We start from the raw sequence: 21652 nt of genomic DNA, 5'->3' as shown, positions 1-21652 counted from the left end.
GCGCTCGAGAAAATTCTTATGTAAAGTGCTTATTTCTTATGTACAAATTTACCATTGAAACTCATCTTTCGTACATAAGAATCGATCTGACTTACATAAGAAAACTTTCAATTGAAGTAAGAGGTGCGACAATTGAGGCAACACTCATTCTCTAACTCGACATGGCTGATGCGAAAGGGTTCGGTGTCAAATCCACCGCCAATCGGACAACGAATCAAGCAAGAAATCGTCAAACTTGGGAAGGAATGCCGCAGCTTGATCTTGAAACTCGCAGCCAGCTTTGGCAGGCAGGATTACTCGATCTCAAATTGCCGACTGGATTCAAGCCGCGATCGCTCACTCAGGACGAGAAATACTGGCTTGACCGTGCTGCCGCTGTCGAATACATTCCGCCTGAACAACAGGGACAGCAGGCGATCTTTTACACCTCACCACCTCCAGCATTTGATCTAAGTGAAGCCGATTGGTATCTTCGTCCCAATGACTACTGGAATGCTGCTCCGATTCAACTATCAGAGATGGTAATAAAGTTTCCGGCACAGTTATTTCAGCGGTCTGCTTCAGGTCAACCGCCTGCTTTTTATCCTGATCGCACTCCTGAATACACTCTTGAACAAGAAGCAATCATGCGATCGATCTTCCGCGAAACCGTCCGCCTTGGCTGGTCATTGCCTCAGTACAAATGGTTCGTGATGCACCACTTGCAAAAAACGACAGCACAAGTAACGTATAGCGAAGCCGTTCAGTTACTCACGAACTTGCAACAGATAGAGAACGAGAGCGATTGATTGTTGAGTTTTGTGGATCAAGAGTGGCAGCCAAAGAAGCACTACAATTGTCACCTTCAGAGGCAAGACGCTTGATTGTTAGCAAGCGTCTTCCTAATTCTTGTGCATATCGCATCAACTTCTGCATCACTCTGTTTACGCTTCGGTTAAGACAGCCTTATTGATTCTTATTGCCGCGACTACGATTGACATAAGCGCGATCGCTCGTCCCTTTGCTTTAAAACCAGTTCTATGTGAAAACGGTTTGCCCTAGACGCTGTCAAATGTGGCAAGATCGGCTACAGGTTGCTTGCGCTTGAGCATGGATACTAAAGAACTCGTTGGTAGCATTGAGACAATCGTCTTTACATCCGCCGAAACTGGATTTACGGTAGCGCGATTTCAAACAACAGCTGAGGAAACGGTGACGATCGTGGGTAACTTTGCTGCACTCAACCAGGGACAATCGCTCATTCTCAAGGGCACTTGGCGGACTCATCCCCGGTATGGTTCTCAGTTTCAAGTGGAGCAATATCGCGAAGACATTCCCAATACGATCGCAGGCATCGAGGTCTACTTAGGTAGCGGCATGATTCGCGGCATTGGTCCTGCGATGGCGAAACGGATTGTGGAGCGCTTCGGACTCGACACACTTACGATTCTCGATACAGAAATTGGGCGACTGATCGAAGTGAAAGGGATTGCTCAAGCGAAACTGTCGCAGATTCGCTCTGCCTGGATGGGACAGCGGCAGATTCATACCGTCATGATGTTTCTGCAAACTTACGGCATTGGGAAAAGTCAAGCAATTCGAGTGCTGAAGCACTATGGCGAAGACGCGATCTCGATTGTTTCCAACAATCCGTTTCAGCTTGCTGCCGAGATTCGCGGCATCGGGTTTCACTCGGCGGATGGCATTGCCACTCAATTAGGCATTGCCCCTGACTCTGAGTATCGCTACCGCAGCGCGATTCTGCACGGATTGCGAGAAGCCGGACGCGAAGGACATTGTTTTTTGCCGCATGCCGCGATTGTCGAACGAGCGGTGCGGCTCCTTGCCCGTCCCGACTATCGCCCACAGCCAGATTTAATCGAACAGCAGCTTGGATGGCTCGTTGCGGCTGAGGAATTACGAGTTGAAGAAAGCCGCAAGTATCCAGGGCGGTTGGGCTATTATCTACCTGCTTTCTACCGGGCAGAAACGGTGATTGCGTCCCGGCTCAAACTGCGGCTGGATCACTCTACGAGCGTGGACGGCGACTTTGTACAAACGTGGATGGAGCAGTATTGTGAAGCTTCAGATCTGCCATTATCGATCGAACAACGCGAAGCGGTGATACTGGCAGCATCAGAGCGAGTGGTGATTCTCACTGGAGGTCCAGGCGTGGGCAAATCTCACACAGTTCGTGCGATCGTCGAACTGTGGGAAGCGATGGGAAAGCGAGTTGCTCTAGCGTCTCCGACCGGACGAGCTGCACGAAGACTGTCGGAGTTGAGTGGGCGAGAAGCTTCCACGCTGCACCGAGTGCTTGAATACGAACCAAGAAGCGGCTACTTTGGGCGGGATGAAACGCGACCCATTCCTGCAGACTGTGTTGTCGTCGATGAGTTTTCGATGGCAGATTTGTTTTTAGCTCACGCACTAATTAAAGCTGTTTCCATTCAGTCTCAGCTCCTCATCGTTGGCGATGTCGATCAACTCCCCAGTGTGGGACCCGGAGCAGTCCTTCGAGAGTTGATTGCGTCAGAACAAGTGCCGGTGGTGCGGTTAACTCAAGTGTGGCGACAAGCTCAAAGTTCTGCAATTATTCGTCAGGCGCATGCCATCAACCGAGGTGAACTTTTGGAGATGGAGCGCCTTTCCGCATCGATACAATCGGACTGCATTTGGGTGCCGTCCCACTCTCCGCAGCATGGCATCGATTGTATTCGTCAGCTGATTTGTGCAACGCTTCCTCAACTCGGGTGGGATGCGTTTAACGATGTGCAGATTCTCTGTCCGATGATCAAAGGCGAAATTGGCACAAAAGCGATCAACACGATGATGCAAGACCTCTTGAATCCGTCAAAGTGTCAAATGCTAGAAGTGCAGTCTGAGGAACTGAAGTTTAGAGTGGGTGATCGTGTCATTCAGCTTGAGAATGACTATGAGCGCGAAGTGATGAACGGCGAATTAGGGGTGATTGAAACCTATGATGCTGAAGCACAGGTGTTAGGTGTTCAGTTCGAGGACCATTGGGTGGACTATCACCGTAGCGAATGGGACCAGATGACATTGGCATACAGTATTACTGGACACAAGGCACAAGGCTCTGAATTCCCAGTGACGATCGTGCCTCTGTTCATGCAAAACGCGGTGATGCTGAGTCGTCCGTGGCTTTATACGACGCTGACTCGCGCGAGACAACTGGCGATTTTGGTGGGACAATCGCAAGCACTGCGTTATGCGGTCACTCAATGTCGTGATCAACGGCGGTATACACTCTTGAGTCAGCGGTTGCAGGAACACGCAGAGGTCACTGAGATGAGTGAGTCGTGAGGGTAGTGCCATTACTCTTCATCCTTGATGAAATAGCACTACCAGAAAGTGAGCCAGAAGATTGGTCCTGCACTCTCTTGTCGCTTCGTTCGGTGATCGACAAAAAGCCAAGATGAGCGCAAGCCCAAAACATTTTGTCCCGCTTGAGCATCAGCATAAATTACTTGCTTCTTGTCGGTGAACAGTTCGATCGACAAGAAATCTCGCTTGTATTCTTGTCTGTGTAAGCTCAGACCGACAAGAAACAGTGAGTGAACATCTACTTGCCGAACGGGAACGCCTGCTGGCTCTCATGACCCAAATCAGAAACTCCGGCGCTGTCGCTCCCGCAAATGTCTGGATCAGCCCCAACTTTCAGAACAAAGGCGGCAAAATCTATGAATATTACAAACTCACTAGCACCAACCCGGAAGTAAAGCATCAAGGCTTGGGGAAGATTGGCAGTGAAAAATATCGCGATTGGCTGGCGAGAATCCAGCGACGAAACTGGATCGTTGAACTCGAACAACAACTCTCGATGCTGCAAGCCTTAATTGATCGACAAGCCACGATCGTTTTAGATCTTCCTCAAGCCGAGTCTGATTAAGAATCAAGCTGAAAATAGTTATTCCTGTTGCCGTTCTGGATGAATGTAGCGGTAGTACGTTGACTGCGAGATTTTCAAGGTTCGGCACACATCTTCAACGGTTTGTGTGGGATCGGCTGCCAACGTCTGACCAATCCGAATTTGTTGCGGCGTGAGGGAGCGCTTGCGTCCTCCTTTTTTCCCTTTGGCTCTCGCACGCTTTAGACCAATTTGCGTCTTCTCGGTCACGACCTGCTGCTCGGAGTTGACTAACACTCGCAGTATCCGCAGCATTTCTGCCGCATCGTAGCGCTGCGTGTCTAAATTCTCTTCCAAGCTTCTGAACGTGATCCCGAGATCGTGCAATTCAATCATCCACTCGAATAGCTGCTTGAGCGGCTTGCCAACTCGATCCAATCGCCACACGACGAGGACATCACCGGGACGGGCATAAGCGATCGCTTCCTCGAGTCGGGGCTGTTTTGCTCCTGGCTCAGTGGTGATGTCCGTGAAAATGAGATCGCACCCTGCCTGATTCAGAGTGTCAGTTTGCGGGTCTAGCGTTTGGTCATCAGGCGATATTCGTCTGTAGCCAATCAACATGCACCATGATTTGTAATCTTCTTTAACATTCTTCCGTAATTAAAATCGCTAACCGGAAAACTAGAATTATCATTTTGATAGTAGTTGTGAAACCCACCTTCAAAACTCTAGGAACTAGAAAGCGATTGAAATATTGATTCTCAAAAGCTCCCCTTTTTGAGAGACAGAAATACTAAAAAGAACGGCGAATTTCAATATAAAAATAATCTTAAGAAATTCACTGATTCAGAAATATAGCTCCTTAGTGATTGGTTTCATCAATCACAACTACGTAGAAGAGAATCACTTAGCTATATAGAGATTAAATTCAGTAGCATACGAGCTATCCATCGCTTTGCGTGATCGTAAGAATTTATAGTCAAGGAGTTAGAAAGCTTACGATATCGGGCTTTTATCTCTCGATTTTGGTTCTCGTGCACTGCAAATTCTCATTCACATAGACGAATTCAAGCCGAAGAAGAATATAAATTCCCTGATCCGTAATCTCCCCACCTAATGTTCGTCAACCCTTTCTCAATAAACACAGTAGCCCTGTACCATTTCAACTTTTAAACTTTGTCGAGAGCTTGAACGATCCGCTTAAGATACTTTTGTCTCGAATTTCAGAAGACTTGCAAATTCGATCAGGGCAGCACACCAAATTCATCTTCACTCTCATGCACGAAGTCTTGTTTGGTAACTTCGCGACAAAGCTTTAGTGTTTCTTTCATATCAGGAGTCAAAACGATGGCATTCCCCTCGTTCCAGTCTCACTTGGCTCGATTGTTGTACAGCGCAAATCCGCAGGAACCACTTCATTTGAGCCGAAAAAACCGATTCAGCCCATTCATTCCGTTCGTCACCTGTTTGGGTTTAACCACTTTGCTCATCATCACTCACTTCCCAGTTTCTATTTGGTTCATGGTTGCTCTAGCGGCTTTAGTCGTTCGATTTGTCGAATGGGTTCCACTTCTCACCTCGCAGCCTTGGTTCCGTCGCTGTGGAGGCTGGAGAATGCTAGGCGCGATCGCTGCTGCCTTGTGCTTTGCAGGTATTACGCTTAGCTCTGATCCGGCATCGGCTCAACTGTTCAATTCTGCTGAACAGCAAGCTAACACCATCTTTGGACAGTATATCGATAGCGGTATTATCACGTTTCTATTCGGCTTACTCAGAATTGTGGTTTGGGTGACGGCGGTTGGCTTTGTCCTATTTGCTGTTTACCAAGCACAACGGGGTGAACAGTGGCAACCTTTAATGCAAAACGCCTTTATTGTCGTCGCTGCCGTTGTGGTTGTAGAAGGACTCAGCGCCATGTTCTTCGGCGGTGGTACAGCGGCAAGGGGGTAAAGCGTTATGACTGAAGGTAATCAGCACTTTCGCTCCGTTAATCAGAGCTTAGGAAAGCAACCGAGTCTAGGTCCCATTCCAGCAGCATTGTTAGCACCTTCGCTGGTGGTCTTAGTTGTTTCTTATTTTCTGGTTCGGGTTGTGCTTTCACTTGGATTTCTATGGTTTCTGCTGGTCAGCACCTGGGGGTTGAGTACCTGGTGGCTTGTGGTTGGCGAAAGAACCTGGAGATTTACGAATAAGTTTGTCTCACCCCCCGACTGGAATCGAGGCTATGTTCACTACACCAGTTGTTTAGAGCAAGAACATGACGAAGAAACGGGTCAGCACTAAGCACTATCATTTCAAGCCTTTTGAAAATGAATCCCATCTCGAATTCATCTGTAGTCTAGAACTGCGAGGTCGAAACGTCGGCGCATATTTGCTTAAAAAAGGGCGCAAATATTCATTCATATTCGGTTTCCAAGTTGAAGGAATTCATACTCTACTTGCCAATGGTCAAGCAGAGAGCGTTCTGGCTCGACTGGAAGAAGGATTGAAGGGGCTACGTCCAGGCGATCGACTCCGCATTCATCTGCGATCGTTTGCCAATGATATCGATCGCCAACAAGAGCTAGAGCAACTGATCAACTCGACTGAAAGTTTAGAAACCCAGTTCCTGCTACTTGCACAGCAAAGATCAACACGAGAGCTAACCTTGCGAGGTGAACGACAACCGAAGCAAATCTATCTATTTGCCACTTACACGATCGAGCCAGGACGAGGAACCAGTAAAGATCGTACCGAAAAGCTCTTGGCATGGCTTGTCAATCAATACGAAACGCTCAAGGGCATGAAGGAGTCGAAGGAGAAGGCACATTATTTGGAGCTTTTAACTCAAGCTTTCACCGATGGCTATTTGTATTGGGAGCAGCAAATCAATACCCGTATGGGATTGCATGGAGTCCCGATGACCGCTTGGAGTCTTTGGAACTATATCTGGAGTGACTTCAATACTCGACAAGCATTGCCTTTGCCTCAATGCTTGATTCTTCAAGAAACTGCGGGAACCGTTCGTTTGCAAGAAGAGATTCGAGAACCCTATCACGCGCTGAGTGTGCTAATTCGTGGGGAGAATGGTAGACCCAGCCATCCCAAGGCAGATCGAGAGTGGGCATGGGTGAAAGGCAAATATGTGGGCGCGATCGCGCTAGAGTCAAAACCCCCTGGCTTTGCTTCACCCGAACACCAGCTTTACTACCTTTGGAAAGTGTTTTCACAGTTTCCAGACTGCGAATTTGTCTGTGAGTTGGCGGCTGCAGATCGCACGATGACTCGAATCACTTTGCAACGGCTCACAAAACAGAACTACACCGCCACTCATCGAGCCGCTGAACTTAAAAACGTTGATGTTCTTTCACAGATGCGAATGAAAAAGGGGGTGGAAGCTCAGGAGAAAATTTATGAAGGTGCAATGCCAATTTGGGTTTCCGTCATGGCACTGATCTACCGAAATGATCCACATACATTGTCTGAAGCTTGCCAGAAGCTAACGCATGCCTTTCCGCAGGGCGATTTCATCCGAGAAACTGAGGTTGCTTGGTCGTTATGGTTACGCTCCCTTCCAATTGTGGATGATTGGTTGTTAGGTGACGATCGTAAGCAACTGTATCTCACGAACGAAGCCCCTGGATTAATGCCCCTTGCCTGCACTAGACCTGTCGATTCACGCGGAATAGAGTTCATTACTCGTGAAGGGAATGCGCCACTTCTAATCGACTTCATCACTAAGCATCGAGGCATCTTCATCATGGGGGAAACCCGCAGTGGTAAGTCGGTTTTAATGTCTGACATTTTTACCTGCGGCATTGCTAACGGAATGCACGTCATTTCGCTTGACTATCCTAAAGCCGATGGAACAACCACTTACACCGATTTGGTGAGATTCTTCGGAGACCAGGGTGCTTACTTTGATATCGGGTCTGAGGCAAACAACTTATTTCAGATTCCAGATATTCGTCATCTTCCCGAAAAGCAACAGGCTGAACGGCTCGATGACTACAAGGAGTTCTTGGTTAAAGCACTCAACATCATGGTGATGGGAACAGAGACAGAGGGGCAACTGGGTAAGCGAGTCCATACCGTTCTATGGCAAGCGATCGCGGCTTTCTTCAATGATGGGCAAATTCAAGCTCGATACGGTGCCGCCTTTGAAGGAGGATTTGGCAGCGAAGCTTGGCTTGAAATGCCAACGCTCGTTGACTTTATCAGATTAGTAACGCATCTAGATCTAGAGATTGAGTCTGAAATGGTTTCTGAAGCGATCGCCACCATTCTACTAGAGTTAAAAGGCTGGCTTACCAGTCGCGTCGGGAAAGCGATCTCTCAGCCCAGTACGATTCGCACCGATGCCAAATTCATTGTGTTTGCACTGCGGAATGTCGGTGACAACATTGAAGCCGCAGTGTTAGCGCTATCGGCTCAATCAATGGCATTTAGAAAAGCGTTGGAGGTGACAGATAGTATCCTAGCAATTGATGAAAGTCCAATTCTGTTCAAATACAACGGCATTGCTCAAATTATTGGACAGGTTTGCGCCAACGGTGCGAAATCAGGGATTCGTCCAATTATCAGTGGACAAGATCCAGATACGATCGCGAATTCGGTTGCTGGATCTCAAATTCTTCAAAACCTTAACACTCGCATTGTTGGCGCAATTCAGCCAAACTCCCTTGCTTCGTATCAACGCTTTTTCGGCTATGACCCCAATGTATTAATGCGAAACACGGATGAATCTTTCCGAACCGACCCTGCACGGCTATGCTCTCACTGGCTTGTAGATGCTGATGCTCGATTAACCGAGTGTAGCCATCATCCCTCGTTTGAGTTATTAGCAGCAGTCGCCAACAACCAAAAGGAACAACGGGCAAGGCATCGAGTATTGGCTCAATATGACAATAAGTTTCATGGGTACTCCGCTTTCTCCAAACTCTATGCCGAAGCGGTTCGAGCAGGTCGGTCAATGGATACGATCATGCCAAATTCCGAAAAAATCGCTTCGGAGTGGCAGGTAGAAGACACATCAACTTCTACTACAACCGATGATTTGACCTACATCAGCAACGGACACAAAGCGATGACATTGATGTAATAGGAGGGAAATTGAAAATGAAAAAATCGCGAATTATTGGACGATTCATCATTGGAACAGGGACAGTCATTCCGTTACTGGTCGCTGGTGTAGCTACCGCTTCTTTCATGCCGGGAGGCATTGGCGACGAAGTGCAGCAGTGGGTACTGAATAACTATCTCAATCCTCTAGCTCGAATTCAGCAGCAATTCAACGAGCTTGATCCCATCTTTGAAACCATGATGAAAGTTGCAATGGGTGGTGCATGGAACGAGCTAGAATCAGCAACCGGCTCTAAGTCACCCGATCCCTACAAAGTTCGGACAACGCAAACAGAGATTAATCCTGGTGTGCTGACCACAAATCCAGTTGTGCGTCAACGAGATTTAGCGAACCTCTACGATCAAGAATTAGCGAGATCGATGTCGGCGTTGATGCTGGGAGAAACAGGAAAAACAACGATTCAAAAAGAAGCCGATCGAATTTCAAAGATTGTTGAAACCAGTCAGAAAGGATATCAGGAAACCCAAAAGCTTGCTCAACAAGCAAAATCTCTCACAGTGACTCAAGATATCATGAAGAACAATGCTGAGATCAATGCAGCACTGGCAGGAATTGTGATCAATCAAGCTCAACTGACTGCCGATAATCACACTGCATTGTTGCAAATTCAGCAGCTTGATAGCGCGATCGCACAACTCGCCGCTAACACTAGCGAGGGCATCGACGAATCGAATCGCCGTGAGCGGGTTGCACGACAGTTAGAAATTGGTGGTGCAACTCGCACTGAACTCTACATTCCTGGTCTGTACAGCACTCAAAGCAACTCGACGAAGAGGTAGTTATGTTCACCTTGGCTCAAGTGACAGGAGCAAAGACCATCATTGAAGATAGCATCAGCCAAGTTGAGAAAGTTCAAGGAGCCTGGGATGCTCGGTGGACAGACATCTTCAATGGAGCGAATGGACTGTACAACGGCATTAATGCTTTTGCTGCCACAATTCTTGTCGGTGCTTTCGTATTTTTTGCTGTTGGTTGGGTTAAAGATGCGATCGAACGCGGCATCTTTCCAGCACTACCGGATGTAATTTGGGTATTTGTTATTTTTGCATTGCTCTTTAACAACGGAGCTATGCTAGGATCAATGACATTAGGAATCCGAAACATCATCAATGACCAAACCCGAAAAGTACTAGAGGTACAAATCGGTGAGGTTTCAATGCTCGAAGCACTCAATGATGTCGTTGTTTCTCAACAAGCAAAAGCTTTGATTCAGCAACAGTACACTGAATGTGAAGCCAAAGAGGGACAAGCACAGATTGATTGCTTTCGCGAGGCGGGTAAGCGAGCCGAAACCCTATTGACCCAGGAATATCAGCAAAAAGGCTGGATGACGGTCGGAGTACAAAGGCTTTGGGAACGGTTACGCGCGATCGATGAACGATTGAGTCAAGAGTATCAAAATCGAGATGCGGCAGGCAAAGTTTTGACGGCTCCAAGCTTACTGACCAATTTCATTCGAGAAGGACTGATTGCTACCGCAGGTCAAGCGGTTGCTCAACAAGTCCTCAAAGGACTTCAATGGGCATTTGCGAACTTGATTGAACTCTCCATGCTATTAACCGGACTAATTGGACCGATTGCTGTAGCTGGCTCAGTCATTCCGCTCCAAGGTCGTCCGCTTTGGGCATGGTTAATCGGCTTCTTTAGCTTAGGACTTGCTAAGTTTTCCTACAATGTCGTGGTTGGACTTGCTGCTACCGTAGTTGTTGCGGCTGACGCTCAATCTTCCTCGGATATTGGATTTCTCTTACTCATCGGTGTTTTATCGCCTGTCTTAGCATTAGCTCTTGCGGGTGGCGGTGGCATGGCAGTATTTCGCGCTGTTTCTGGTGGGGTTTCTCGAATCATTGCGATCGGTACTTCAACTCTGCCCATCAAATAATTCACGCATTCATTCAACACAGTTATGCAAATTTCTGATTTGAAGCGAAAAAGTCAGCGATTTAAACTGGATTCTACAGACATCCTGCCGCTGGCATTTGCAGGACTCTCGATCAGTGTTTTCATTCTTGCGATCGTTACGTTCTGGTTAGCGGTTTCATTCTCGAAGCTATCGAATCAAAAACCACCGACGCTCGTACAGCAAGTCGATGGACACGCTTTTACAGCCCGTTCCGCAGATTATCAATACCGTGAACCCGAAGTCATTCGGCGTACAGTATCAAACTGGGCAGCGATGACCTTCACTTGGGGCAAGCTACCGGGACAAAACAAAGCACAAATTGATGCAGGCAAAGAAGTTGGGGCAGATTCAGCCAGTCGGCGTAGCGATCGCAGACGGATTCCGACCCGTGCTTGGGAAGCTTCCTTTCTTTTAGCCCCTGATTTTCGAGATGCGTTTTTACAGAAACTTGCAGCCGATATTGTGCCTGAAGGCGTGTTTCGCGGACAAGTTGCCGCCGTTCTCGTTCCCCAGAACTTCTCAGCCCCAGAATTAACCGGAGAAGGACAATGGCGGATTCACATGATTGCAACTCGCATTGTTTTCGATGATGCAAATCCCGCAGGGCAAACCATTCCGTTTAATCGCACGATTTACGTTAAAGCCGTTGAACCGCCACAGAATCCGCTTGGACAAAACACAACTGACTATCAGCGCTTGGTGTATTCGATGTTGGAAAGCGGCTTACAGATTCAAGAGATTCGCCCCCTAGAGCGTGAGGACTTAGCAAAATGAATGGACAATCACACGAAAAGATTACGACTGAAGATTTGAAAGCAATTACCCAAGCTCCCACAGTCGAAGAACCATTAGTACATGAGGGGGAGTTCCCGGTTGAATTAGCACGATCGAGCCGCCCTGTTTGGACGAAACCTGTTCCGAAACTCGCCCTCATTGGATTGCTTCTCATCCCTGTGTTTGGCTTTGCTGCTCTATTTTTAGCAGGCGGCGGGCGATTCAAACAAGCTCAGAAGAATTTACCGCAACCCACGAGCGAAACAGTATCACAGCCAGAAACTCCTTCAGATGAACTATCAAGACTGCGGGAAGAAAATGGCAAGCTCAAGGCAAATGCAGCGATCGGTGATCAAACTAACCTACAGAATCGTTTAGCAAAAAACGGGAAGCCTGAGAAATTGCCTCGCATTCCGGTTAAACCGCCAGCCAATGCAACTGATTCCCCCAAACCCGTCACCATAGCCTCTGCGCCACCTCGAATCGTTAGCCAAGCCAGCCCACCCAGATTAGTTTCTGCTCCGGTCAGTTTGCCTACGAGCAACTACCCTTCTGTTGCGCGATCGATGGCAGCAAAAGAACCAGCGATTCAGGCTAAAGCTGACCATCAACCTGATGATTCAATGCAGCAGTGGCAACAGCTTGCTCAATTAGGCAGCTATGGCTCTTCTCGTTCAGACTCATCTGATAGCAGATGGTCGAATGCTAGTAGTTCTCATAGCAACCTAAGCGAAGATAGATCACAAGTGGCTCAAGAAAACTCTGAAGATTCCTTGCAATCGATTCCAACTGCTCGAATCGCACCGACATCAGCCGTACAAGCAAATGCTGAAATGGCAATAGATACGGATCAAATTGCAGGAACATCCGATCAACTCAACACTGAACAAACTGACCAACCAGTAAAAGAACAGACAGCACCAAGAAGAACGATCATAGAAACACAACCAGAATCTCAGGTCACAGCTCAACACCCAATCTCAGAGCATCCTATTTTAGAAGATGCTGAGGCAGCAATTCTACAAGAACAGGTTCGGCAACACTCGTTGATTGCAGGAGAGAGTACACCAGGGATCTTAGCGACTCCTGTAACTTTGAGTAATTCTAGAAGCACAGAAGCGACTAGAAAGACTAACCCCGATCGGTTTACGATCGTACTCGCACAGCCGCTTAAAGACTCAACAGGACAAGTAGCGATTCCCAGTGGAGCGCATTTGCTAGCTCAAGTCGATCAGTTTTCGCGGGCTGGTCAAGTTCAACTCTCAGCGACAACGGCTGTGTGGAATGAAAACGGGTTGCAAAAAGAACTCATCTTACCCACTGGTGCAATTCGGATACGTGGAGAGAACGGCAAACCACTAATTGCAAAATTGGAAGACCGAGGTAAAGAAATTGCAGCAATGGACGCAGGACAATTTCTGCTAGGAGCAGTGCGGCGATCGGCACAGTTGTTTACTCGTTCTAATAGCCAAATTCAAACCGGAAACGGTACAACGGTCATTACCGAAAGCAATCCTAAACCAAATGCGCTGGCTGGGGGGTTAGAAGGAGGAGCAGATGCCGTTTTAGGCTCAATTGAAGAGCGCAATAAACAAGCGATCAAAGAGATGGAGCAACGTCCCAACTCTCTCTTTATTGCATCGGGTAGCCCAGTTCAAGTGTTTGTGAATCAATCGATGCTACTGCCGAACTAATCACCATCTCACAAAATTTATCGTCACGATATGAAGCATTTACTTTTAGCTGTTGGCATTTCAATGTTTGCCATAGGAACAATGTCACCTGCTCACGCGCAAACACGCAGCGATCGCACTAATTCTGCTATTTCAACAACTCGGCAAAGCTCATTAACCACGATCGAGCTTCATGCAGGTCATGGAGTATCGTTAGATTTTCGTCCGACTCGCGAAACCATTCGCAAGGCTTGGCTCGATGATCCGTCACAGGTCACACTCGATTTTGATGATGCCATCTGCCAAAACGCGAATCGGCAAAACTCATGCACTGCAAGCGTCATTCATCTACGTCGAATTCAGCGTTTGAAGTTTCCCAACTTGCCTGCGACAGCGACAACTTTGCTAACGGTGATGAGCGATCGCAATCTTTACACCTTTCGCTTGACCTTCCCAAATTCTGGCAGTCCTCGTTATTCTGCGATCGCCATTCAGCCGAACCGAATAACCTCAACATCTGTTGCCACTCGCATTCGAGGAAGTTCAGGAGCAGAGTTAATCGAGCAAGGCTTACAAGTTGCTGCGGCGCGGCGATTGATTTCGCGGCGGGATGCGCTGTGGAATCGCTTAGAGTCTTTAATCACTCTGGTTAGAAACGGAGTCCAGGTTGCTGATGCTGCAAGACAAGTGGGTGTTTCTCAACAGCTAATCGCACGGCTCGTTGAAATGGGATTGAAAACACAGTCGGTATAGTCATTGAAATCGAACCATGATTAGCACGGGTGGAATCCGACGAACTACGATTCTAAAATCACTCATCATTGGGCTTGCAATCGTCTGCATTACGCTACTCTTTCCAGCAAGCGTTGCCGCTAGTCCAGATGTTGAGGGAACACTACCGATTGCTTCGGTTGAGTGGGATGGGCAATATGCTCGAATTCCTGATTGGTCAGAGATTACGCTTCATTCGCTTCCACCCATTCTCAAAGATGGTGAGTTCACTGCGCCTTCAGACTTGAATGAAGCCTTGGGGTATGACCTTTCTCGCCATTGGAGAGCAGGACAAACCGCAGATAGTTATTTGAAGCTAGGAGACTTTCAAACGAGTCTGTATCCTCAGTTTTTCAACCTCTACACGATCGCTCAACTCACTCGGCTCGATCTAAAACAAGTTGCCCTATCCAACTTCAAGGCTGCAACACAGCAAACTCTTGATCAGTTAGTCACTGCAATTCCTGGCTTAGATAGTTATCGGTTGAGTCAAGTTCCCGCAATTTCAGCACTGTTTAGCCAAAAGTTTCCGGGAACACCTGGGTTTAATCCTAACTCGGACAGCACGATCGCAGAAATTTTGAGCGCGAATCCTGAGTTTGGGCGACTCAGTCTAGGGCAGCTTGGGCAGAAACTTGAGCAATTCTCGATCGCGGACATTCCCAATCTACAGAACGTTCCGCTACAGAATTTAGCCAATTGGGAAAATAGCTTAATCTCAGAAGTACCAGGATTAGGAAATGTGCCACTGGCTCAAATGCCGAATCCTGTCCAAGTGACGGGGATGATCGGCATCGTCGATGTCGTGTACGGAACAGCAGAAAGCGATCGACGCAATACGATTTCAGGCAGCGATCGCGAAGGCTTTCAAGTCGCTTGCAAAGAGAGCTGCGCTTACATCGAACTTGCTGGCGCACCGCCGCTTTACGGCAAGCAATGGATCTCTGGCAAATATCAGAAAGTGAAAGGCGGCTCTGGCATTTTAGGCGCAGTCAATGGTGGGAAAGAACCGACCGGGCGACATCCCTTCGGAGACGCATTCAAAGTTTCGGTTTGGGAGGTTGATGAATCAACGGGCACAGTTTCTACGGCACTACATTTCCGCATCTGTAAACATGGATTGCCTGACTTGGGCTGTACACCTTACTTTTTAGGTCCAGTTCCATTTCTGAATTATCACGAGAAACAACCCATCTTCACAGGCTTACTCGACGCTCAAGGCGGTGCGTCCAGTGGGGCATCGATTCCTGAAGGAGTCATCGATCGAGCTAGGGCAATGGGAATTCCCGCAGAAGCATTACCAGGTTATCAAGAAGCAGCATTTGACGATGGTGAAGGAATTTGTGGAATTGGGGCAGGCAATGTTGATTTCAAAGCACTTGCCGGAGCATTTTCGAGCATTGAAGGGAACTATGGATCGGCGGGTAGCTTTGTCTGCGATGGCGATGGGAATTGCGGACGAGGATTAGGACGCTATCAATATATGTCCTACCGCTCCGATGTGCGGGCATTGATTGGACGACAAGAAAGTGGAGCAGCCTTTCTCGCCAAAGCAGATTCTGGGGCATCGATCAGCGAAGCAGAAATTACCCGCTTCTTTCCAGCTTCGGCTCAAGACAGCATTTTCAAGGCTGATCAAACTCGCAATATTCAACAGGCTCAACGCGAAGGCTTTTCCGGCGATCGCTTAATCGAGCGAATCGGGCAAATTCACTTTGGCGGTCCGTATGCTCCAATTGACGGCAATGCAACTGATGGACACGGACGATTAACACTCAAAACTTACGGTCAAGAACTTGCTAGAAACTACAAATCCGCTGCCAAGCGCAATGGTGATTGCGTTAAATCAGCTAACGTAAAATCATCTGGGCGCTTAATTAATCCTGCACAAGGGTATCCCATTACTAGCGGCTTTGGAGCGCGTGAGAGTCCCTGCGCGGGTTGCAGCAGTTTTCATCGCGGACTCGATCTTGGCACACCTGGAGGAACCTCAGTTCGTGCAGCAGACGGCGGTAAAGTCATTTATGCAGGTTGGGCAGAGGGCTACGGGAATGTGGTCATCGTCGAGCATAGCAACGGAATGCAAACTCGTTATGCTCACCTGTCCACAATGACGACTCAGGTAGGGTCATCTGTTGGTCAAGGACAAGTAATTGCTCGAAGTGGACATACGGGCGTTGGCACAGGATCACACTTACATTTTGAAGTTCGCACTGGTGCAACACCAGGACAGCCCTTTAGTGGAACAGCAGTCGATCCAAGAAAATATCTCAAGTTGTAGTCGTTAGCCAGGAGTTAAGGTATGATGCACAAGTTTTTCAAGAAATCAGTGTTTCTCAGAATCGGGGTACTGCTATTTGTTGGGTGGATAATCCTTGAAGTCGCGCCTTCCTTCGCTCAATCAAACAATATTCCTGCGGCTGTCAATTCCTGTATTCCTAAAGCTCAAGTGGCTCGTACTGAACTGATTGGTTCCACCGCAGCGCAAGATAAGAGCTATTATCTACTCGCTGCCTACGAGCAAGGCGATCCAATTGCCAGCGATTTGATTATCTCGATCGCTAACAAAAGCTGTCGAAGAGAATTCTACAATCCGACCGGCGATCGATTAGCACTAGCAAGTGCAGTTCCGCAAACGGTTGCACGTCAACTAACCCTAAAACGCTATCAAAGAGAAATCAAACGCATCGGTAGAACCGCATTTGAGCAACAAGTCAAACGTTCAAGTAGCGATCGCTGGTTTGACGAGGAAGCTTGGGCATTGCAACAGCTAGGAATTCGTTCAGGGAAAGCCAATCAGTAGGAGAAGAGAGTTATGCGGCTTAGATTTCGATTGATGGCATTTGTGAGTCTAATTCTTGCGGGTACGATCGCAGTTCTTGCAATGAAAAGTGCATCAACTGAAACGGGTTGGCAAGAAGCGGCTCGATCTGCACCTCCAGGTCTGATGCAACAAGTTATTAAAGAGAACTTAAGTCCTGACTTTGCTGGTGACGCTGGACGAATGAAGGTTTGGAAGCTTTTTCAATCCGGGCAATCCAAGCCGCTTTTTCTCATTGATACACGCAGCGCGAACGAGGCGACCCATCCACAAGAAAATCCTTTATGTGGTGCATTAGGTTGCAAATTCTTGGGCTATGTTTCCACGGCTAAAGATCGATATCAACAAGTCCTTGACCACTACCTTAAGCCGCAACTTCCTCGCAAAGTTTCTCTCATCGAACCGTCTTCCATAATTCGGAACGGGCTACCAACCTTGAAGATTAATCAGTTAAACGACAAACAGATTAAGCAATTGACGTTTGCTTTCAACGGTAAAGGATATGAAATTGTAGAAATTCAAGTGCTACCCAAAAGGTATGAGTAATGTCAATGTTAGGCAAAACAATCGAAGCAATATCGCTGAGATTAGTCATGCTGCATCAACAACGCTATTCAATACAACCCAAGCTTTGATGAAGTCGGGAATGGGACTGTTATTACTTGGATTATGTCTTTTCAGCATTAGTATGAATCTCTTGAATTCTAAGAAAGGCAAAATTTCAACGGGGCGGCTCGGCGGTCGTGCAGAAAAGCGAGTCGCAAGCACAATCGCGCATCGACAACGGAATCAAAGAAAACATAATCGAGTCACACTGAGAGCAGGAACGTTAGAAGTTCCCGAAATGCAGCAGGGTATTGCTGTTTGCGGTGCGCCTAATAGCGGCAAGACTTACAGCATTATTGATCCGATGATCCGAGATGCGATCGCGCAAGGATTTGCGATCGTGGTTTACGATTTCAAGGGCGCACAAATCGAGGCACACGCTGCCTACGCTGCGGCGCAAGGATATCGCGTTCATGTCTTTGCACCTGGTTTCCCTTACACCGGGGTTTGTAACCCGCTAGACTTTGTGCGCGATTCGGCAGACTCTCTTATGGCAGGACAGCTTGCCGAAGTCATTTATAAAAACACTCGTCGCGGTAGCAATGCCAGCGAAAATGATTTCTTCTCTAGTGCTGGGCAAAAACTGGTTGAAGCGGTAATGCTGTTGGCGAAAACAACGCTGTACCCTGATCTGCTCATGGCAAAGAAGATTCTAAATCTTCCTAATCTACCAACTCGCATTCGACAAGCCGGAGAAGCAAACAAAATTCCAACTTGGACGCTTGAAAGCTTTAGCCAAATACTGTCCTCAGAAGATGCCGAAAAACAAGTTGCAGGAATTGTTGCAACGGCTCAACGCACCTTCGATAAATTCATTGGCAAAGATCTGATTGCCAGTTTCGCCGGAGAAACCACCATTCCGCTCGACCTGGCTGGAAAGCAAATTCTATTTCTCCAAGTGGATACACAGAAACGCGATGTCGTTGCGCCCCTACTCGCTGCAATGCTTCATCTAATTGTTGCTCGAAACTTTTCTCAACCCCGAAAAGAACCATTAGTCGTGAGTTTAGATGAGTTGCCAACCTTGTATTTAGATGGCTTACCAAAATGGATTAATGAGTTTCGCTCCTATGGGCTTTGTCCAATTCTGGGTTATCAAAATTTTGCTCAACTGCAACATACTTACGGACGAGAACTATCAAAAGCAATCTTTGCTGCCTGTGGAACAAAAGTATTTTTTAACCCACGCGACGATGAAACGGCTGCTCTGGTCTCACGCTATTTAGGCGAAAAAGAAGTTCGGCTATATACGCGATCTCACAGCTATGGCATGCAGCGCAGCACAAGTCGGAACGAGCAATATCAGAAAGTTTCATTGCTGACTGTCGATGAGATTCTCAAGCTCGATCAGGGTGAATGCGTTTTCATTAATCCAGCATACAAGGGACAGGGAGAAGCTTCAGTTCCTCTAAAGCTCAAGCTGAAGATTCCTAAACGTGAGGATCAGCTTCAACAAGTGAGTGAAAAACTATGGCAAGAGAGCGTGAGAGATCGCCTAACTGAGCGAATGGCAGCGCTGCAAATTACAGAAGCCGAACTTGATGCAGAAGCAGAAAAACGGCAACAGATCGCAGAAAGCCAGTTTCCGCTTGAATCGAGTAATGAAGTTTCTACAGACAAATTCGATGGTGATAATCAAAACATAGATGCTCAAGACACAGTGGCTGATGATTCGTATAACGCAGATGATTACACCGAGTATTAATTTCTGAAGCATCGAGAGAAACTAACATGGTACAAACATTCAAAACGCAGGACATTCAAGCTCTATTACAAGAGTGGGAATTATCCGAAGCAGCAATCTCAGTTCTTGCCAAAGAACCAGAGATTGTTATTGAACTCATTCGTGCTAGACATCTACCACTTCTACCTCCAGGCTACGTTCCAACTGTTGTCGAAGTGTTATTTGATGACATTCCCTACATTCGCTCTGAGAAAGGACAAGTTGTTTACCTTCGCTACTGTGAGCCAGATTATCAGCCACCGTTTGTTGAATACCGCTTCGACGGAGAAACGGCTGTCTTTCAAGTTGGCGGAGAGTATGTGGTGAATCGGGTTGAAGGAGTGGCTCAAGCGATCGCGCTCCAAGGATTGCTACACGAGGAGGATTAATCATGGCCTTTACCGTTAGTCCAACAGAAGCACAGGCAATGCAAGAAGATCAAGCTCAATTGTTGAGTGCGATCGCGCAAGCTACACGCGGAATGATTAGTGCTTTAGGCTCTTCTCGCGCTCAACAATCAGAACCACCCAAAACAATGCGAATCCAAATGGGGCGACGTTTGATTTATGGGCAGATGGCACGAGGAGAATTTCGCAATGAGTTGACTCCTGATCGACTCAAAACAATTTTTGATGCACTGCAAAGACCCGTAACAGACGACGTTGATCCGAAGAAGTATCAAGGCAAGATTCCAGCGATCGAAATCAAGGATGGTGATACCGTTCTATTTCGTGAAGAAAGCGACGGAATCGTAACCGTAAATCAAATCGCATTTCAGATTCAACAGCAAAGTCGATCTGAGAAAAACAATTTAGGTAATCAAAGTACAATCACTGACAAACGCACTCGAAATACGGAAGCGACAAGCTTGCAAGCACAGTCTAGTTTAACTGAGCAGCAACAGCAACTACAGCAAGCGCAACAGCTTAGGATTCTTGCCCAATCTGTTTTAGATCTACAAGGAGTTACAACGCCAACTGAAAACCGTCATTATCAGTCTAAGAACTTTACCATTATCGACATTGCAGACAACGGCACCCTGATCGTTGCATCTCAAGAAAAAACTGTGCTTCAAACGACTCGTGAAGGACAAATTCTAGTGATCGCTCCGAACGATATTCCTACGGCTCTTAATGAAATCAGTGAGGCATACAAGCAAGCTGAGGAGCTTCAATGGTGCATGGAGTCAAATGAGCCGCCACCAGAAGATCTAAGTCTAGATTGGCAAGCTCAGAATCTTCAAGCCCAAGACATCGCACACACGGCACAGTTCCTAATGAATCCTCTAGGTGATGAAAAGCCGTTGTACGACACAGTTGCAATCGCCGACTACAAAATTACTCAAGATGCAAACGGCTTAACTGTCATGCGCGGAAATGATGAGTTAGTTCTAACGGTGAGAGAGGGACAAGTTTGGGACTATGGATCGACTGGACATGATTGGGAAACTTTTCAACGGCTTCAGCCCCAGCGCTCAAATCTAATTGAAGGAATTCAATCTCATTCAGAAGATCGAGTCGATTTAACGGCTGATCTTACGCCCATGTCAGCCCATGGTGAAAACACTTTGCCTGCGATCACAGTTGCCCAACGAGAAGCCACTAAACTTCCCGATGGAGCAACGAAACAGCTTCTTCAGGCAACTCATCAAAACTGGAAACAGCAAGTTGTTCAAGGATTGGGGCAAGGTTTACGAGAAACAATGAGTTGGTTAGCCTCTCGTCCAGAAACAATGCGAGATCAAAGCATTGCACGATCATCGTTAGAACTTTTTGATCGTGGACATCTTCGCACCAGCGAGAAAACGTATGAAGTGGGCAATTTCAAAGTTAGTTTAAAGGGAGCAAATATCTATATTGTCAACGATGCAACTGGAGAGTTGATGCGATTCAAAGCAACAAAGTCTCCTATACCTGGAATCCAACATCGAAGTATTCAAATTCTCTCGAAAAGTGATCGTTTAACCTCCGCACATCAAGCAGGCTTTCAGCAGATGCGTCAGGATAAATCACTTACGCCTATTGGAGAGTTAGATGTCGAGGCGCGATACGGTGCAAAAACTCAGCGCGTGGAGCAAACGGTTCGAGCCTTTCTCCATTCTCAAAATGCCAGAGTTTGGGATAAAGAGAAAGGTCGATTTAAGTTTGAGATCGGTGAAGATAATTTCCTAAAAATCACTGATAAGCGCGATGGTCGAGGTGTGGTGTATCGTCGAGACGATGGGCGCGTGATGTCGAGGTTACAGCCAAATGATTTCGCTCATTTCGATCGCCTAGCCGATCAACTGCAAACCGCTGAACGTCAGCAGGATGCGACCCAAGAGAAAAGTCGTTCCAATCAAAAGCAGGCGTCTGGAATGGAGTTGAGCTAGGAGGCGTTATGTTTAGTTTTCTCAAACTATGCGCG

The 21652-nt window shown here is 47.2% G+C and carries 18 protein-coding genes; 17 read left to right on the top strand and 1 reads right to left on the bottom strand.

Going from position 1 to position 21652, the window contains the following annotated elements:
• Positions 1 to 161 precede the first annotated feature (161 nt).
• The 3 genes from H6F51_10725 to H6F51_10715 all read left to right on the top strand — a co-directional run bounded on the left by H6F51_10725 (position 162) and on the right by H6F51_10715 (position 3892).
• On the top strand, positions 162 to 788 hold the full coding sequence (locus tag H6F51_10725) for a hypothetical protein (GenBank protein ID MBD1822961.1): 627 nt from the start codon (positions 162 to 164) through the stop codon (positions 786 to 788).
• Positions 789 to 1089: 301 nt separating this feature from the next.
• A complete protein-coding gene (locus H6F51_10720) occupies positions 1090 to 3306 on the top strand; it encodes an ATP-dependent RecD-like DNA helicase (GenBank protein ID MBD1822960.1) in 2217 nt (738 codons plus the stop codon).
• Between the two features lie 292 nt (positions 3307 to 3598).
• Complete coding sequence (locus H6F51_10715) at positions 3599 to 3892, top strand: hypothetical protein (GenBank protein MBD1822959.1); 294 nt, start codon at positions 3599 to 3601, stop codon at positions 3890 to 3892.
• A gap of 18 nt (positions 3893 to 3910) precedes the next feature.
• Here the strand turns inward: H6F51_10715 and H6F51_10710 are convergent, their stop codons facing one another.
• Positions 3911 to 4474, bottom strand: coding sequence for a recombinase family protein (locus H6F51_10710; GenBank protein ID MBD1822958.1), 564 nt, complete (start codon positions 4472 to 4474; stop codon positions 3911 to 3913).
• 726 nt (positions 4475 to 5200) lie between these two features.
• Between H6F51_10710 and H6F51_10705 the strand changes: the two genes are divergently transcribed.
• The 14 genes from H6F51_10705 (at position 5201) to H6F51_10640 (ending at position 21617) form a co-directional block, all read left to right on the top strand.
• Complete coding sequence (locus H6F51_10705; GenBank protein MBD1822957.1) at positions 5201 to 5803, top strand: hypothetical protein; 603 nt, start codon at positions 5201 to 5203, stop codon at positions 5801 to 5803.
• A 6-nt stretch (positions 5804 to 5809) separates the two neighbouring features.
• Positions 5810 to 6136 (top strand): hypothetical protein, encoded by a 327-nt coding sequence (locus tag H6F51_10700; protein MBD1822956.1) that lies wholly within the window; start codon positions 5810 to 5812, stop codon positions 6134 to 6136.
• Positions 6111 to 8933, top strand: a complete 2823-nt coding sequence (locus H6F51_10695) for a hypothetical protein (GenBank protein MBD1822955.1) — start codon at positions 6111 to 6113, stop codon at positions 8931 to 8933. The genes H6F51_10700 and H6F51_10695 overlap by 26 nt, the downstream gene beginning before the upstream one ends.
• Positions 8934 to 8950: 17 nt before the next feature.
• Positions 8951 to 9754, top strand: coding sequence for a hypothetical protein (locus H6F51_10690; GenBank protein MBD1822954.1), 804 nt, complete (start codon positions 8951 to 8953; stop codon positions 9752 to 9754).
• Between the two features lie 2 nt (positions 9755 to 9756).
• Positions 9757 to 10857: a hypothetical protein gene (locus H6F51_10685; GenBank protein MBD1822953.1), complete on the top strand. Its 1101-nt coding sequence runs from the start codon at positions 9757 to 9759 to the stop codon at positions 10855 to 10857.
• A 24-nt stretch (positions 10858 to 10881) separates the two neighbouring features.
• Positions 10882 to 11652 carry a hypothetical protein gene (locus H6F51_10680; GenBank protein ID MBD1822952.1) on the top strand — a complete coding sequence of 257 codons (771 nt, stop codon included), beginning with the start codon at positions 10882 to 10884 and terminating at the stop codon, positions 11650 to 11652.
• Positions 11649 to 13346 (top strand): TrbI/VirB10 family protein, encoded by a 1698-nt coding sequence (locus tag H6F51_10675; protein MBD1822951.1) that lies wholly within the window; start codon positions 11649 to 11651, stop codon positions 13344 to 13346. The genes H6F51_10680 and H6F51_10675 overlap by 4 nt, the downstream gene beginning before the upstream one ends.
• Before the next feature lie 81 nt (positions 13347 to 13427).
• Positions 13428 to 14078: a hypothetical protein gene (locus H6F51_10670; GenBank protein ID MBD1822950.1), complete on the top strand. Its 651-nt coding sequence runs from the start codon at positions 13428 to 13430 to the stop codon at positions 14076 to 14078.
• Positions 14079 to 14094: 16 nt separating this feature from the next.
• Entirely contained in the window at positions 14095 to 16377 is a 2283-nt protein-coding gene (locus H6F51_10665) for a M23 family metallopeptidase (GenBank protein ID MBD1822949.1), read from the top strand.
• 21 nt (positions 16378 to 16398) lie between these two features.
• Positions 16399 to 16899 carry a hypothetical protein gene (locus tag H6F51_10660; GenBank protein ID MBD1822948.1) on the top strand — a complete coding sequence of 167 codons (501 nt, stop codon included), beginning with the start codon at positions 16399 to 16401 and terminating at the stop codon, positions 16897 to 16899.
• Positions 16900 to 16911: 12 nt separating this feature from the next.
• On the top strand, positions 16912 to 17463 hold the full coding sequence (locus tag H6F51_10655) for a hypothetical protein (GenBank protein MBD1822947.1): 552 nt from the start codon (positions 16912 to 16914) through the stop codon (positions 17461 to 17463).
• The gene (locus H6F51_10650) at positions 17456 to 19228 is read left to right on the top strand and encodes a type IV secretory system conjugative DNA transfer family protein (protein ID MBD1822946.1); all 1773 of its coding nucleotides are present in this window, start codon (positions 17456 to 17458) and stop codon (positions 19226 to 19228) included. Before H6F51_10655 ends, H6F51_10650 begins: the two co-directional genes overlap by 8 nt.
• A 26-nt stretch (positions 19229 to 19254) precedes the next feature.
• Entirely contained in the window at positions 19255 to 19635 is a 381-nt protein-coding gene (locus tag H6F51_10645) for a hypothetical protein (protein ID MBD1822945.1), read from the top strand.
• A 2-nt stretch (positions 19636 to 19637) separates the two neighbouring features.
• Complete coding sequence (locus H6F51_10640) at positions 19638 to 21617, top strand: hypothetical protein (protein MBD1822944.1); 1980 nt, start codon at positions 19638 to 19640, stop codon at positions 21615 to 21617.
• Positions 21618 to 21652 lie beyond the last annotated feature (35 nt).

It is taken from the genome of Cyanobacteria bacterium FACHB-DQ100 (assembly GCA_014695195.1).
Taxonomy (GTDB): domain Bacteria; phylum Cyanobacteriota; class Cyanobacteriia; order Leptolyngbyales; family Leptolyngbyaceae; genus Leptolyngbya.
This window is presented reverse-complemented; position numbering and strand designations above follow the sequence as displayed.

Coding starts and splice junctions, on each gene's coding strand:
- H6F51_10725 (MBD1822961.1), top strand. CDS start 162: ATGGCTGATGCGAAAGGGTTCGGTGTCAAATCCACCGCCAATCGGACA.
- H6F51_10720 (MBD1822960.1), top strand. CDS start 1,090: ATGGATACTAAAGAACTCGTTGGTAGCATTGAGACAATCGTCTTTACA.
- H6F51_10715 (MBD1822959.1), top strand. CDS start 3,599: ATGACCCAAATCAGAAACTCCGGCGCTGTCGCTCCCGCAAATGTCTGG.
- H6F51_10710 (MBD1822958.1), bottom strand. CDS start 4,474: ATGTTGATTGGCTACAGACGAATATCGCCTGATGACCAAACGCTAGAC.
- H6F51_10705 (MBD1822957.1), top strand. CDS start 5,201: ATGGCATTCCCCTCGTTCCAGTCTCACTTGGCTCGATTGTTGTACAGC.
- H6F51_10700 (MBD1822956.1), top strand. CDS start 5,810: ATGACTGAAGGTAATCAGCACTTTCGCTCCGTTAATCAGAGCTTAGGA.
- H6F51_10695 (MBD1822955.1), top strand. CDS start 6,111: ATGACGAAGAAACGGGTCAGCACTAAGCACTATCATTTCAAGCCTTTT.
- H6F51_10690 (MBD1822954.1), top strand. CDS start 8,951: ATGAAAAAATCGCGAATTATTGGACGATTCATCATTGGAACAGGGACA.
- H6F51_10685 (MBD1822953.1), top strand. CDS start 9,757: ATGTTCACCTTGGCTCAAGTGACAGGAGCAAAGACCATCATTGAAGAT.
- H6F51_10680 (MBD1822952.1), top strand. CDS start 10,882: ATGCAAATTTCTGATTTGAAGCGAAAAAGTCAGCGATTTAAACTGGAT.
- H6F51_10675 (MBD1822951.1), top strand. CDS start 11,649: ATGAATGGACAATCACACGAAAAGATTACGACTGAAGATTTGAAAGCA.
- H6F51_10670 (MBD1822950.1), top strand. CDS start 13,428: ATGTCACCTGCTCACGCGCAAACACGCAGCGATCGCACTAATTCTGCT.
- H6F51_10665 (MBD1822949.1), top strand. CDS start 14,095: ATGATTAGCACGGGTGGAATCCGACGAACTACGATTCTAAAATCACTC.
- H6F51_10660 (MBD1822948.1), top strand. CDS start 16,399: ATGATGCACAAGTTTTTCAAGAAATCAGTGTTTCTCAGAATCGGGGTA.
- H6F51_10655 (MBD1822947.1), top strand. CDS start 16,912: ATGCGGCTTAGATTTCGATTGATGGCATTTGTGAGTCTAATTCTTGCG.
- H6F51_10650 (MBD1822946.1), top strand. CDS start 17,456: ATGAGTAATGTCAATGTTAGGCAAAACAATCGAAGCAATATCGCTGAG.
- H6F51_10645 (MBD1822945.1), top strand. CDS start 19,255: ATGGTACAAACATTCAAAACGCAGGACATTCAAGCTCTATTACAAGAG.
- H6F51_10640 (MBD1822944.1), top strand. CDS start 19,638: ATGGCCTTTACCGTTAGTCCAACAGAAGCACAGGCAATGCAAGAAGAT.